The 15677-nt window shown below is 43.9% G+C and carries 12 protein-coding genes; 2 read left to right on the top strand and 10 right to left on the bottom strand.

The genetic code is table 11. The features are described 5' to 3' along the window. Nucleotides 1-7 precede the first annotated feature (7 nt). The 8 genes from BLCOC_RS21430 to BLCOC_RS21465 all read right to left on the bottom strand — a co-directional run bounded on the left by BLCOC_RS21430 (nucleotide 8) and on the right by BLCOC_RS21465 (nucleotide 11206). Nucleotides 8-1663: a galactose/methyl galactoside ABC transporter permease MglC gene (locus BLCOC_RS21430; protein WP_029468029.1), complete on the bottom strand. Its 1656-nt coding sequence runs from the start codon at nucleotides 1661-1663 to the stop codon at nucleotides 8-10. An 18-nt stretch (nucleotides 1664-1681) separates the two neighbouring features. Further along, nucleotides 1682-3190 (bottom strand): sugar ABC transporter ATP-binding protein, encoded by a 1509-nt coding sequence (locus BLCOC_RS21435; protein WP_029468028.1) that lies wholly within the window; start codon nucleotides 3188-3190, stop codon nucleotides 1682-1684. A 129-nt stretch (nucleotides 3191-3319) separates the two neighbouring features. Then, nucleotides 3320-4624: a substrate-binding domain-containing protein gene (locus BLCOC_RS21440; RefSeq protein WP_029468027.1), complete on the bottom strand. Its 1305-nt coding sequence runs from the start codon at nucleotides 4622-4624 to the stop codon at nucleotides 3320-3322. A gap of 214 nt (nucleotides 4625-4838) precedes the next feature. Then, nucleotides 4839-5597, bottom strand: coding sequence for an ABC transporter ATP-binding protein (locus tag BLCOC_RS21445; RefSeq protein ID WP_115623323.1), 759 nt, complete (start codon nucleotides 5595-5597; stop codon nucleotides 4839-4841). Nucleotides 5598-5600: 3 nt separating this feature from the next. Then, on the bottom strand, nucleotides 5601-7931 hold the full coding sequence (locus BLCOC_RS21450; protein WP_115623324.1) for an ABC transporter permease: 2331 nt from the start codon (nucleotides 7929-7931) through the stop codon (nucleotides 5601-5603). A 48-nt stretch (nucleotides 7932-7979) separates the two neighbouring features. Next, complete coding sequence (locus tag BLCOC_RS21455; protein ID WP_115623325.1) at nucleotides 7980-9236, bottom strand: MFS transporter; 1257 nt, start codon at nucleotides 9234-9236, stop codon at nucleotides 7980-7982. A gap of 76 nt (nucleotides 9237-9312) precedes the next feature. Beyond that, nucleotides 9313-9945 carry a TetR/AcrR family transcriptional regulator gene (locus BLCOC_RS21460; protein ID WP_115623326.1) on the bottom strand — a complete coding sequence of 211 codons (633 nt, stop codon included), beginning with the start codon at nucleotides 9943-9945 and terminating at the stop codon, nucleotides 9313-9315. Nucleotides 9946-10075: 130 nt separating this feature from the next. Continuing rightward, complete coding sequence (locus tag BLCOC_RS21465; RefSeq protein ID WP_115623327.1) at nucleotides 10076-11206, bottom strand: RCC1 domain-containing protein; 1131 nt, start codon at nucleotides 11204-11206, stop codon at nucleotides 10076-10078. Nucleotides 11207-11793: 587 nt separating this feature from the next. On the opposite strand from BLCOC_RS21465, the gene BLCOC_RS21470 reads away from it, so the two are divergent. After that, nucleotides 11794-12495, top strand: coding sequence for a LytR/AlgR family response regulator transcription factor (locus BLCOC_RS21470; protein WP_115623328.1), 702 nt, complete (start codon nucleotides 11794-11796; stop codon nucleotides 12493-12495). Nucleotides 12496-12504: 9 nt separating this feature from the next. Further along, on the top strand, nucleotides 12505-13794 hold the full coding sequence (locus BLCOC_RS21475; RefSeq protein ID WP_115623329.1) for a GHKL domain-containing protein: 1290 nt from the start codon (nucleotides 12505-12507) through the stop codon (nucleotides 13792-13794). 116 nt (nucleotides 13795-13910) lie between these two features. On the opposite strand, the gene BLCOC_RS21480 is transcribed toward BLCOC_RS21475, so the two are convergent. After that, complete coding sequence (locus tag BLCOC_RS21480) at nucleotides 13911-15164, bottom strand: metal-dependent hydrolase family protein (RefSeq protein ID WP_115623330.1); 1254 nt, start codon at nucleotides 15162-15164, stop codon at nucleotides 13911-13913. 108 nt (nucleotides 15165-15272) lie between these two features. After that, nucleotides 15273-15653 (bottom strand): RidA family protein, encoded by a 381-nt coding sequence (locus tag BLCOC_RS21485; RefSeq protein ID WP_026255390.1) that lies wholly within the window; start codon nucleotides 15651-15653, stop codon nucleotides 15273-15275. Nucleotides 15654-15677: the final 24 nt, after the last annotated feature.

A 15677-nucleotide genomic window follows, 5' to 3' on the forward strand; every position in this document is an offset into this window, starting at 1 on the left:
TTCGTGATTATTTCTTCTGAACATATTTCAGACAGTCGAGTGTTACTGCCGCGATAATGATGATACCCTCAAATACAAACTGAAGGTTTGTGTCAATACCAAGAATGGTAAGAGAATAAGTAAGAGCAGTAAAGATCATTACACCAACTACCACCCCTGAGATCTTACCGATACCACCGGTAAAGGATACGCCGCCCACTACACAGGCTGCAATTGCATCCATTTCCCAGCCCTGACCATAGGCTGCAGAGCCGGAACCAACCATTCTTGCGCATTCAAGCCAGGAACCGAACCCGTAAAGAATACCTGCCAGAATAAACGCTCCCACAGTTACACCAAATACTGAGATACCTGAAACTGCCGCCGCTTCCGGGTTGCCGCCCACAGCATATAGATTTTTACCAAATGTCGTTTTGTTCCAGATGAACCATACAATGGCAATTGCCGCTACTGCCCAGATAATTATGGTTGGGAAGCCATTTAATTTAGGAATGATCATATTCGGAATTGTAGGTTCAATGGCACCGAAGGACACACCCTTTGTTGCGTATGTCACAAGTCCGAAGATAACCAGCATATTCGCCATTGTTGAGATAAAAGGATGCATTTTAAATCTGGCTGTAAAGAAACCTGCAATGGCTGTAAAGAACGTACATAAAACAATACACATCACCAGTGCCAGAACTACCCTTACACCAATAGGCATACCTGTAAAGTCAAACACATGACCGAAAACCGCACCCGTATTAATACCCTGGTGCATAATGATCGTTGCGGTCGTCATACCCATTCCGACCATACGTCCGATGGAAAGGTCAGTACCTGTAAGAAGGATCAGGCCAGCCACACCAAGCGCGAGAAACATTCGCGGAGAAGCCTGCTGAAGAATATTTAAAACATTGTTATATGTAAGCAGAGGAACATTTTTTACCACCGGTGTAATGGCACACAGCATGATAAAGATCAAAATGATAGCGATATACAGACCATTCTGCAGGAGAAATGCCCTGCGGTTAAATGTATATCTGTAATTTTCCCATTTCTGTGCTCTGGACTCCATAAAGGTGAATTTTGACATCCGAAGCATATCAATGAGATGATATCTATAGTTATATGCCATATGTCTTCTGTCTTTTACCTGCTGAAGATCCTTTTCCAACTGCATTTTTGCATCAAACAGCCTGTTTTTATAGACATACTTTTCATCTTTTATCTCCTGATGGTCCGTAAGCTTTGACAGGATCTCCTGATGCTCTCTTTCCAGTTCGGCAATCTTTCTGCGGTGTTTTTCCTGTACGGCAGCTTTTTCCTGCACGCAGCTTTCTTTGACCGGCTCATAGTAATCCTTATCAAAGTGTGCTTTGAGATAAGTTTCCGCGTCAGCGATCAATCTGGAAATCTCATCTTTATTTTTCGCCTCAACTGCTTTGGCCTTTTCCATTTCGCCCCTGAACTTAGCGATCTCGGCTTCTTTTTCCTGCTTATTAAAATTGCGGTCTCTCTTTATACTGTCAATTTTATTTTGAAGAGAGATAACTTTATCTATGCCATCTGCCCTTAAGCTGTCAATCTTTGTCTGTATTTTACCGACATGATCTTCGATTGGCTGACGCAGCTGTATTTCCTGTTCAGCCGTAAGAATCTTACTGTTTCCTTTCGCCATATCCATTCATCTCCCTCATTATAGGTATTTTGCGCTGAGCCTTAAAAGTTCTTCCTGATCTGTCTCTTTTGTATTCACAATTCCGGAAAGGTGTCCATTGGACATTACACCAATCCGGTTGGTGATCCCCAGGATCTCAGGCATTTCAGAGGAAACAACAATGACTGTCTTTCCCTGTTTGGCCATATTGATGATCAGCTCATATATTTCGTATTTGGCGCCCACATCGATTCCTCTTGTAGGCTCATCCATCATAAATATCTGCGGGCCGCGTTCCAGCCATTTTCCGAAAATAACCTTCTGCTGATTACCACCGGAAAGGCTTGAGATCATGTCATCCGGCCCCATGCACTTGGTATGCATGATTTTGATCTCATTGGAAGTTGCCTTTATCATCTTGGAGTCAGAAAGTGCCAGACCGGACTTATATTGTTCCAGATTTGCAATAGTAGTATTAAAGGTAAGATCTCCCTTTAAGAAAAGTCCGTTGGCTTTTCTCTCCTCAGTGATCATGGCAAATCCATGTTCCATGGCTTCCTTTGCACTGCCGAAATTCATAAGGCGGCCATTAAAATAAACACGCCCTGCCGCTCTGGTGCGGACACCGAAGATGGTCTCCAGAAGTTCTGTACGCCCTGCCCCAACCAGACCATACAGTCCGAAGATTTCACCTTCCCTTACGTCAAATGAAATATCCTGTAAATGAGGTTCAAACTTTGTGGACAGATGCTGGATAGACAAGATCACATCTTTTGGTGTATTGTCAACCGGCGGAAATCTGTTTTCAAGAGAACGGCCAACCATAGCTGCGATCAGTTCGTTCATGTCTGTCTCATCAGAACGTTTCGTCATGACCAGATTACCGTCACGAAGTACGGATATCTCATCACAGATCTCAAAAATCTCATCCATTTTATGAGAAATATAAATAAGAGAAATCCCCTGCTCTTTTAACATTCTCATCATCTCGAAGAGCTTATCTACCTCCTGCACTGTCAGGGAAGAGGTAGGCTCGTCAAGAACGATCACCTTTGAATTATAGGATATGGCTTTGGCAATTTCGCACATCTGTCTCTGTGACACGGACATGTGCCGCATAGACTGTGTCAGATTTACAGTCATACCGAGTTTCCTGAAAAGCTCGGAGGCTTCCTTTTTCATTCTTCCTTCATCGATCACACCCATGGAGTTGGTGGGATAACGGCCAAGGAACAGATTATCAACCACATTTCTTTCCAGACACTGGTTCAATTCCTGATGAACCATTGCAATACCGTTTTCAAGAGCATCTTTCGGTCCGGAAAAGCTCACTTCCCTGCCCTCAAGGAAGATATTTCCCTCATCCTTTTGATATGTACCGAAAAGACATTTCATCATCGTTGACTTACCGGCACCATTCTCACCCATAAGTCCCATAACCGTTCCGCGTTTCACATCCAGGTTGATATGGTCCAGAACTCTGTTTCGGCCAAAGGACTTGCTCATACCGCGTATGGATAAGACGATATCATCTTTCTTATCTTCCATATATTTTTACTCCTGTATATGCCTATTGATATTTTCAGTATTCAAGCAATTAGGGAGAATTTCTTCTCCCTAATAATCCCATTTGAACGGATACCAAATGATATAATTATCCGGTACCGTCACAGCTGCTTACTGATTCAGTAAAGATGTATAAGAAGCTGCGTTGTCTGTCTTAACCATGTTGATGGCAAATGCGTCGTACTGGCTTGGATTTCCAAGACGGTTTGTGATATTGGACTCTGTCTGTCCGTCACCGCCGATGTAATCTACATCCAGGTTAAGAAGATCATCGTAGTTCTGAAGAAGCGGCTGATATGTTGAGCTTAAGAAGTTATCAGAAGCATTGTAGATATCCAGCCATACTTTCTTAGTCGCATGTGCACTTTCCTCAAGCTGTGTGGAAACAGGCTCGTAAACTTTAGTTGAATCTGTAAAGTCTTTATAGTTATCAGCGGTAACTGCAACATTCAGTGCATAGTAAGAACGTTCGTCCTCTTTGTACACATATACATCATCGCCCAGGACATTCCCTGCTTCGTCGGCTGTACCGATACCTGTGTCGATATCTACTCCGTCAAGAGCATTGCGGAGAACGCGAAGGGTCAGATATGCCTGTACATCCGCATGCTGGCTGATCGTTCCGCCGTAGCCTTCTGCGATAGCAGCCACTGCATCATTGTTTGCGTCATATCCAAAGGTCGGAACTGTGTTGTCCTTTGACCAGGCATTGAACATGGACATGCCCATACCATCGTTATTGGAAACAACAACGTCAATCTCATCGCCAAAAGAAGAAGCCCATGTACCGATGGCATTACCTGCTGTGGCAGCATCCCATGTAGCACCTGCGGAATTCTTCATTTCCTGGGAAGCCAGCTCACGGATGGTATATGTCTTTCCTCCCACTTCAATGGAACCATCCTGTACAGCTGATGCGGAACCGTCTGAATTCGTTCCCACCGGTTCACTGTTGATGTCACCGTCTTTGTCAACACCTGTACCAAGTGCCTTACGAACACCTCTTGTACGTGCGATGGAGTCATTATGTCCAATATCACCGATTGCCAGAACATAGCCGATCACGCCGTCACCGTTGCGGTCAATCTTATCAATATTATTCTCGATATATGTTTTTACCATTTCACCCTGCAGCTCAGCACCCTGATTTGCATCGAATCCCACATAGTATGTATCATCATTATAAGTAAGAGCTGCCATATCAAGTGCGCCTGTAGAACTGTTGGACGGCTGGCGGTTAAACCATACTAAAGGTTTATCTTTGTTTGCCACCTCAGATGTGTCAGCTGCCGGTTCCTCTTTGTCTGTCTGTTTTGTTGTGTCCGCCTTGTCTGTGGAGGAATTATCAGAACCGCATGCGGTAGCTGAAAGTCCAAACAATACTGCCATTGTGATCAAAACAATTTTTTTCTTCATATGCCATTTTCTCCTTTTCCTTCGACACTTTTTTCGTGTTCTTTGTTGATATTGACAGTATATCTGATATTTGATGAATAAAACATAGAATATTTTTTTGTAAACATTGAAATTTTTAAGATTGGGTTCGTTATATATGACAATATTCGACATACTTTCTTTATATTATAATGCTTTTGTAGTATTGACACTACTGCTTGTGATTTTCTTATTCCTAAATTCCAATGGCCGACATTTTTGCCATGATCTTTTCTGTCCTTGCCTCCAAATCCTTTCCCATGAACTTCAGCAGCAACAGGTCTGAAACAATGCTGCCGTCTTTGGTAAAAAGCACTCTGTCGGCTTTGGCAGCTACCTTTGCGTCATGGGTCACAAGCAGGATCGCTGTGCCTTCCCTGTTGATCTCCCCAAGCAGCCCCAGGATTTCCTCTGCCGATTTTGAGTTAAGGGCACCGGTCGGTTCATCGGCAAAGAGGATCTCCGGATCATTCATCAAAGCGCGGCAGATTCCGGCGCGCTGGAGCTGTCCACCGGAAACCTCTGTGACATCCCCGTATTCCAGTCCGTCAATGCCCATTATCTTCATCAGATCCTTTGCCTTATGCATGAGTTTGACAGAAGCCCTCCTGCCGCCCCACGCTGCGGGAAGAATAATATTGTCCAAAAGGTTCAGGTTCTTTAACATGGTGGGCTGTTGAAAGATAAATCCCATCTTTGTCCGGCGTACATCCGCAAGGGCATTTTCGCTAAGTCCGGATAACTCGGCATCTTTGAATTTCACTGATCCGCTTGTGATACTGTCCATGCCGGAAAGAGTATGCAGCAGTGTGGTTTTCCCTGAGCCGGAAGGCCCCATCACTGCCACAAACTCACCTCTTTTGACTTCTGCATCAACGCTGTCCAGCGCCTTCACCTGTTCATTGCCTGTTCCAAAAGTTTTGACTATATTTTTTCCGGTAATAATATTTTCCATACTTTATGCCTCCTTAATAAATCTCGAAATTTTCAGCCGGCCAATCTCCCATATGCCGAGCACCGTAGCCACCATGACGCACATTCCAATCATCAGCGGAGAAAACAGATAGGCAAACCAGGGGGTTCCTGCAAAGCTGAAGGTGGCAGCACCGAAAGAAGAGATCAATACCCCGCCGGCCGCCTCACCCAATGTATTTGCCAGAATAACACCCACCACTATCCCCAGGGCCGTCACGGTTACGGAGCGGGCCATATACTGCCTTCGGATATCCCCACTTGTGAAACCCATAGACTTCAGGACTGCGATGGAATACCTGTCTTTTGCCACCAGCATTTTCATAAACAGCAATGTGACCAGTATAGTAAGCAATACAGCCACAGCGGCGGAAGCATAAGACGCTTTTTGTATGGCATCCAATGTACTGCCGAAGGTCTGGCGCACATATTCGTCGGCAACCGCAGTTGTGGCAAACGGGAACCTTGACTGATATTTGGACGCTGTTTCCGCTGCTGCCGTCTTATCACGCAGTTCTACCGGGATAACCACCCGCATGAAATCAGCATTGCTCGTCTCAAACGAGGCTTTTGCCGTTTTCCCGGCATTTGTAATATCGGAATAAATTCCGCATACGGTCATATGCTTTTCTTCGCCGTCCACGATCAATGTCAGTTTGTCTCCCGGCTTTTTTACAAGTTCCTCAGCGTTCAGGGAGGAAAGCGCGATTTCCGAATCAGTTGTCGGCGCGCCGCCCTGCGAATACATGACAGGGAAGGCATTATGGTCACCCAAGTCGACCCGCAGCCGCTCCATACGGCCGTCTTTTGCCGGCATACTGAATACCATACCGGAAAGCACCGTGTATCTCTCGATCTTTTCATCCGCCGCAAGTGCAGCACTGATATCCGCTGCTGCCTGTAAAACGTCAGTCGACTGTGTCTGCGCCAAATGTATTGAAAAATCATTTTCCCCAATGCCCATATATGTCATAAAACTTCTTGCCGAAATGGTATTATAGATGTTCTGCGGAACTATCAAAATGAAGGATGAAATAACAAGCACCGCAAACATGGTCGCATAGAGTTTTTTACGGGAAAGCACATCCTTGACACCAAGGAAGACATTACGCGAAAAGAGTCTGTTTTCACTGAAACGAAATCCTTTTGCCCCTTTCGATTTTTCCGTAGGCGCACCAAACCGCACAGCCTGCGCCGTGGGTATTTTACGAAACCGCCGCAAAATTGATTTCACATACCACATCACTACAAGGAAGATGAGTAAAGCGCCCAAGGCTCCTATGAGCGGCGCGGCTGCACCCCTGCCGCTGTCTCCCATATAAAGACGCATATTCTCCATTAATGGGGTACTAAGGGGCAGTGAGAATAAAAACCCCAAAATACAGGCTGACCCGGCAACTGCTCCGTACTTGGCAGAATACAGCTTTGCGATGTCTTTAACGGGCAGGCCCACGGCCTTCAGCACGCCAATCTCTCTGTAATCCTCCTCGATTTTGGCGAGAAGTGTAAAACGAATACAGAGAAATGCCACGATGATCACAAGGATACTTATCATGATCAGCACTGCGATCATCATACCATCTGTCACTGCGTTCATCATGATGAGCAGCGGCCTGCTGATAACAGGCGGACCGTTGGCAGGCAGTTTAGCTGCAAAATAATCCGACTGAAGCGCCCGGAACGCCGCCTGGTCTTTCAAGCGGAACTCGATCAAATATTCCATGCTGCCGAAGGTTTCCAAATCCCTGAAATCATTTTCGCTGACAAGAAACCGCTTGGAGCCGGCAAGATCAGGGTTCATTGCTGAATCGCGCAAAAATCCGGCAACCTTCAGAGACACACCATGTACAGTCAGGTTATCGCCTACTTCCGCGCTGCCATCCTTTTTATAGCCAAGAGGAACATAGACCTGGCCGTCGGCCGGATGAATCACATCACCGTTTAAATCCAACAAAAAGTCGAAATCTTTGTTTTGCGTGGAAAAGCCGTTGTCCTGTACACTTTCCTCCAGCGAATTTTCCCCTATGAAAATATCAGCCCCATTCACATTGAGGAACCTGGCTAGTTGATATGCCTCCACGTTTTCCTGGGAATCTGCGAAGCTTTGAAGCCGCTGACTGTCAATATCACCGGAGTGCATCTGCAAAAAGTGAACTGCCTTTGCCTCCTCCATCAAATGGTCAACCGCACCGAACAGATTGATACCCAGCATACCTGCAGCCGATGTCAAAACCGCGGCCGCTGTCATAAAGGCGGCAATCGTGATTGATATCAATTTACTTTTCCGTATGTCATTCATGATCAGTTTTCCATACATTGTGTGACCTCCTTCTCTGCTGTCTGAACAGACTTGTTTTTTTTAATATCATGACAGTTCCTCCTCATTTTTCAGCATCTGCTGTGTCAGAACACCCAGCAGCAGTGTCACAATACCCACAAAGATTGTCGGTATAAATATTTGAGCGCTCCATTTTTCAAAGATGATCCCATACAATATCTGTCCTATGGGAGCTGCGCATTGAGCGACTGCTGTCATGATTGCCATGACTTTTCCAAGATTTTCATTCGGTGTCATTTTTTGAACCTTCGTGACGATGTAAATAGAAATGATCGTCATACTTGCCGCAATCGGAACAGCACCCAGCATAAACAAGATAAAGGAGGGGTAATAACCCATGCCAAGTACAAAGGGCATCAGAGATACTGCTGTAGGTATCATCAACAGAGCGCAGGTAATAATCCAGCGGTGCAATGTTTTCAGCCTCATTTTTTTCGCAAAAAAACCAATAGACAATGCGCCTAATATGGTGGCAAAATTAACGAATCCCATTCCCATTCCATACAAAGTATCACTGCTCTGCATCGTTACCCGCAGAACAATGGGCACCCCTACAAGGAAATAAGGAACCAGGATCAGGTTCAGCAAGACAGCGATCATGCCGGCCTTCCGTATAAATTTCTGCCTGATAACGTATAGGAAACCATCCTTCATATCCCTTGTGATGGTGGGTATGATATGTCCATCCCATTGTCTTTTCTGAAATGGTATCTTGATGAAAACCTCCATTACAGCAGACAGGAAAAACGAGATACAGCTAACCGCAACAACAGTTTCAAGGCCCATGATCCCGTACAGGATTCCACCCAAAACCGGGGCCGCCACAGCTGACAATGACTGAACTGCTTGAACCAGACCGTTTGCACCCTCCAGTTTTTCCTTTCCCACCAGCAGTGGAATACTTGCCGTTACAGCGGGGGTATATAAGGCGCTGACAATAGACAAAAGTACCATGGTGCTCCCAACGACCAAAATAGAAATGCTGCACATGTTCATAAGTAAGATCAGAGACAATGCAATTACGCTGCTGGTAAGATCAAATATCACCATCAGGCTGCGGCGATTGAATCTGTCAGCGATCGCTCCACCCAACGGCGCAAGCAAAAGCGGTATATTTGATATGGCAAACATTGTGGCAAATAAAGATTCGCTGCCTGTTGTATCTAATACATACAGAGAAAGCGCAAACCTCAGCAGCGCTGACCCTAAAATTGAAATGATCTGACCCAATACCATTAAATTGAAGTTTTTTGGTGATGGGATATCCATTATTTTTTCTTGCATCTGAAACCTCCAATACAGACTGACCGTCAGTTTATAAAACCTATAAAAATTTGCATGATATAGCATAACGCAATTATCATGCAAATTTTCCCTTTAGTTCACTAAAATATCCCGGAGGAACTCCCAATGTTTTTTCCATCATTTCAATGAAAGCAGCAGCATACCGGACGCTCTCCTCTTCACTCCACTGAAATAATCCTTCATCAAAAATCACCTGTCCTGCTGCCAGAAATAAAGCAACTGTCTCCTGTGGATAATCAGTGGAAAATACATTTGTGCCGTTATCATCTTTGAATATTTCCGCCATAACAGGTGCAAGGTGCTTTATGCTTAGTGCTAAGCTCTTTTGGTGCATTTCAGCGTTTTGAACCTCATGAAATTGGCGTGTCATATTTTCCTTGTCTTTTATCATTTCCTCTGACTGGCCCTGCCCCATCAAAATGGCCGATATCTTTTGGAGCGGCGTCATATCAGGATCTGCCACGATCTTTTTCGCTTGAACTACCATGTCATCGACCATCCGCTGAATGATCGCATCCATGACTTCTTCTTTGGATTTGAAATAGTAGTAGAATACACCTTTTGATAACCCGTGAACATTCAAGATATCAGTAACCGTTGTTTTGGCATACCCTTTTTCTACAAACAGCTTTTGTGCTGCATCTAATAGCTCGCCTTTTCTTACTTCCGGCTCTTTATGTCTGCGCATGATCTCTTCACCACCTTTTAGACTAACGGTCAGTTTAATAGACAATAACATAGAGTGGTATAAAAGTCAAGGGATGTATTGTACCATTTCTAAAAAAGTTAATCATCCCTAGTATACATAATAGCATATCTTATTGCAATGATTCCTGAGAAGGTTTTTCTCTGATAGATATAGGTAAAAATTCACTACTGTAGATACTGCTTTTTTCTTCATATAAATCTCCATATATCTCCACAGTTTTCTTCTCTTTCCCTAAACCAATGCCGCAAGCCATTAAATTCCCATCCCTTCTCTGGATAAACGTATTGTAGTCATAATGATTATTATAATCCATAATCATATTTTCCGACCAGTTTAAGTTGGTTGTATCAAATTCTAAATTTTCCAGCCAAACCATTTTAACATTGTCTGCTGCCTTCACTGCATTTCGCACATAATCATCCGGACCACACGCTACACCACATTGTCCCCAAGTATTACATCCCCAGGTGAACAATTCTCCATCTTTAGTAATTGCTGCAGCTCCAATATCACCACAGGTAGCGTATATTGCACCTTCCAACATTAACTGAGGATTCTGATTTTCCATGTAGGTCTGTGTTTGTTTCGTCAAAGATGTACTAAGGAACTGTCCCCACCACCATACACTTCCATCATCTTTTAATGCAGTAATGCTCTCTCTTCCGCTTCTTGCGTAAGTAACATCCTCCATTAGAAGCTTAGGCTGGCTGATCAGATTCATCCAGGGATTCAACAGATCGTCTGCGTTTACTGGTTCGCAGAGTACTCCATTTAAATTGGCTCCCACTCCGTATAATTCTCCCTCTTCAGTTAAATAAATCATAAAATATCCATTTACAGAGCAGTCCACATGTACAACATTTTCTGCAATTTTCACATCATAATATACTGGTTCAAGATTATCAATATCATCTTCATTTATCAATCCCATCTGTAAACAATTATTTCTTCCCGTCCCCCAAAGCACATGATCCGCATCAATATAGTAATGATTTAGTAGTGTTACCTTATTTCTTATATAATAGTTACTGATTTTAAATTCTTCCTCTAAATGCAGATTGTCTAAGTCATCCACATAAAATACAATATCTTCCTCATTTTCACTATTTACAATTTCAGACTCGTTCCCGACAACTTTATCATGAACTTCCTTCTTATTTTTTTGTTTTTCTGTACATCCTGTGATCGCTAATACTAATATACTGACTGATAATATCTTAAGAATCACTTTTTTGTTCATACGCCCTCTTTTATGATAATTATAATATGTTAATTATCACACTTTCCTTTCTTATATTTTTCGTATCCTGGTTTAATACATTCAGATACTATGGACTTTTAATAATTGCTCTGCTGTAAACGAATTTTTCTTCAGTCTCACGGATTCTTCTACTTATGGAGGGAATTCCCAAAATATTGCTATGTCCAGCTCTTTTTTCTCATCTTAATTAAACCTGCCTTTCCTGATGATCCTATTATACCATCTGGAAAATACAAATAAAATAAAAATAGACAACCGCCTCCAAAAGGAGCTCGATCGCCTACAGTATAGTATGTTTATTCGTCGATACCCTTACACATAATATGAAATGACACTGGAGTATAAAAAAATATTTCCGTCATTCTATTGAAATTTCCGCCATTTTCAGTGTAAATGACGGAGATAATTTATTAATGAGGCAGATAAGTTTAAAATGCCAAAGCAATCATCCTTCACATCAATCTCCTATATCCCTCTAAAATATAGTTGTAACATCAACCACCTATAAGTTATAATCTTATAAAACAGATCCTGCCTATCGGCAAAACTGAAAGGATTACTGACTTATGCTGAATCTGGTAATTTGTGATGATGAGAAATCACTGCGAAATGATTTGAGAAAAGTTCTGGAGACAGAGCTAGAGCTGTCCGGAGAGACTTTTAAGATCACAGAATTCGACTGCGGAGAAGCCCTGGTACGGGCACTGAACGAAGCTGTGTTTGATGTTATTTTTCTGGATATTGAGATGAAGGATTTGGATGGTGTGGCAACAGCCCGGGAGATAAGGAAAAAGACATCTGCGCCTGAGATCATCTTTGTCACCTCCTACCCTGACTTTGTATTCCAAGGATATGAGGTACAGGCTCTCAATTATATACTGAAGCCCTATCGAAGGGAAAAGATCGTCTCTGTTCTGCACACTGCCCTGGAACGGCTGGGGAGAGATACGGAAAAATATTATCTTGTGGAGTCCAAAGGCCAGACACTGCGCCTTCCCCTCAATCAGATAAGGTATTTTTCCAGTGACAGACGTTCTGTAAATGCCGTTACCCCGGAAGATTTTTACACCTTTTACGGAAAACTTTCTGAGTTGGAAACAGAAATGCCTGATAATTTTGTAAGAATACATAACCGCTATCTTGTGAATCTGAAATACGTGCAGTCCATACAGGGAAATTCCGTTCTGATCGATGAAGAAGAACTGCCTGTCAGCCGTTCCTGCAAACAGGACTTGGCAATCGCATTCGCAAAATATATGCTGGAATAGGTGGAAGAAATGAACACTTTATTATTGTATCGCCTGGAGTATCTATTCAATTTTGTTGGCACCTGCGCATATGTCGCCTTCCTTTTTGTGCTCCTGCGCAGATTTCTTACGCCTCGGAGCGACAAAAAAATATTTACACTGCTGTCTTTCCTTATCCTGCCTTCTCTGTCGCAGCCATATATATATCCTGAAGAGCTGACAGGAACCATAGCCGTTCTGTTGTTATTTATCTTCTATCTGCTGATAGTTTTTAAAGGAACGCTCCTGGAACGCCTGTCCGTCTGCATTGTCATTTATCCCATGATCATATCGCTGAACTTTATGACCGAGAACATAGGTTATCAGCTATGGCATATGAACCAGGATATGTCGCTGTCTGTCCAGACGTTTCTGCATACTGTTACTATTTATCTGCGCATTCCTGTATGGTATCTCATATGGAGAATGAGCCGCCAATGGATTCCTCATGTCAGAGAGCTGACCACGCGCATGTGGCTGGTCATTGATATTATCTGTCTGGCCTCCGCAGTGGGATTGATCACCTTTATCTATTATTCGCCTATGGAAAGGGCCTATACCACCTACCCTGCCTGCATCGCATGTTTCCTGACCGGTATGGGCGGCCTCTATCTGACTTCCTACGCAGCCAAAACAATTAAAAGCGAGATGGAAATGCAGAACCTGAAATACCAGCAGTCCTACTATGAGGAATTGGAAGAAAACCAGAAGACGGTGAGAAAAATCCGGCATGACATGAAAAACCATCTGAGCGTGATTTATTCCTTTATCCAGAACCGGGATTTTGAAGGAGCAACGAAATACTTCCGTGAGCTATCAGGGGAACTGACTGTAAATAACCGTATTTTCTGCAAAAACAGTATTGTCAACGCTGTGCTGAACAGCAAGTATAATACTGCCCTTGAAAAACAGATTGACTGTTTTTTCAATATTTCCATAGATGGGCTTTTAGGTATTGACGACATCAGCCTGTGTTCCCTTTTTTCTAATACCCTGGATAATGCCATAGAAGCCTGTGAAAAAATACAGGAGGTTTCCAAGCGACAAATATCCCTGAAAGCCAGATTTGACAAAGGATATTTCAGTTATGAGATTTCCAATTCCAAAAAAAATACCGTCACCGTAAAAAAAGACCATTTTCTCACAGAAAAGGCCGACAAAACCACTCACGGATTCGGGGTGCAGAATGTCCGTGATATGGTATCCAAATATGAAGGAGATATGGATATCTCTTATACAGAGGATCGTTTTACGGTCACTATACTCATTGGTAATCTATAAAAACAAAAAACAGCAGCGAATAAATGCGGCTTATCTATTATTCACAGACAACCGGCAGCGGATCATTTCAATCCGGCTGCCGGTTCTCCTGCCAAGAAGCTTCCTTATGAAAAATTTTATTTATCCAGCCGATTTTTAACAAAATCGCCTTCTTTCATGATCACAACCATATTCTCCACGGCTATAGTCCTGATATTTTCCAGCGGATTGCCATCTATCACAAGTAAATCAGCGCTTTTTCCCGCCTCCAGAGATCCGGTAATATCACCTACCCGAAGGGCTTTGGCTCCATTGATCGTTGCGGCAGCTATGGCATCCATCTGGCTGATCCCCGCCTTTTCTACAAACGCGTATAATTCCCCCACCGTGGTCTCCCCATACGGCGTCATCTGAGAGTTAAAGGAGTCTGAACCAATGGTAAGGATAATACCTTTGGCATTGGCTTTTCTCAGATTGTCATAGATTCGGTTCAGCTCTTTTTCCTTTACGGAATCACCCGGATATTTGTCGTGGAGCTTTGGGTCATACTTGGGAGGGAACGTATCAAACCAGGCCGGCATAAAATTAATGGTTGGACAAAAAGCAATCTCCTTTTCCGCCATGAGATCCAGTGTCTCATCATCCAGGGACTGCCCGTGTATGATCAAATCAACTCCTGCCTTGGCAGAATTATAGGCGCTTCCAAAGCAATGGGACCACACAGGAATATGGCGCATACTGCACTCGTCCGCTACTGCCTGTACCTCCTCCATGGTATAATGCTGGTCCATGGCTGTCTCCCAGCGCCAGATGCCGCCGCCTGTTGCCCAGATTTTTATGGCATCGGGATTTTCCCTGAGACGTCTGCGGACGGCTTTGCGGAGATCCCACGGGCCATCCACACACTCAGCCCAGGGATGGGCCGCTTTATTCATCTCTATAGACAGCTTATGGGAGTCTCCATGGCTGCATGTAGCGCAAAAACCCAGCCCTGAAGCCACTACTCTCGGCCCTTTCATCACCCCTGCCTCTATCATATTCCGGATATGGATGCCAAACCTGGATATCTCTCCAACCGTTGTCAAACCTGTCTCCAGACATTCATGAGACTGTTGTACCGCCACTACAGCCTTCTGTATATTGTCCTCCAGCACCCAGTCACTGTCACTGTCTGTGAGGTTTCCGGAAAAATGCAGGTGGGCGTCAATCAGCCCCGGCATGATGGTTTTGCCGGATATATCTATACAGCAGTATCCCTCCGGTACATCCACCGCTTTCCCCACACCGGCATAAGTAATCTTATTTCCATCCACAAGTACCAGACTGTCTTTCACCGGTGCCGCCCCTGTGCCGTCGATCAGCAGACCGCCCTTAAATGCAATCTTATTCATTAAAAGCCTCCTTCTTCTTTTTAGCTCAGATTTCTGTTTATCCTTCATTCAATCCACCGTCCAGCGTTTTGTTCAATCCTCTGCTAAGCTTTCCGTCCAATCCTCTCCTTAGTCATCTGCAAAGGCGATCATTGAGGCTTCTAAAGGAACATCCGAAGGGAGTGCCTCCACCTGTACACAGACTCTGGCGGGCTTATGGCCCCCGAAAAATTCCGCGTAAGCTTCGTTAATGGCAGCAAAATCATCCAGACTGTTGATGAACACATCAACCCGTGCTACACTTTCCTTACATCCGCCACCTGCTTTTACAATACTGAGCAGATTATTCAGCACCAGTGTTGTAGCTGCTTTGACCTCATATACATACTCTCCATCCTTTGTGAGAGGGATCTGTCCTGATGTGATGATCATATTGCCGTATTTTCTTCCGTGGCAATAGGGACCCAATGCCGGAGAAGCCTCCTCACTTACCAATTCTTTCAGTTCCATAAACTTTCCTCCATTTTCCTTCCT

It is taken from the genome of Blautia coccoides (assembly GCF_034355335.1).
GTDB lineage: Bacteria > Bacillota > Clostridia > Lachnospirales > Lachnospiraceae > Blautia > Blautia producta.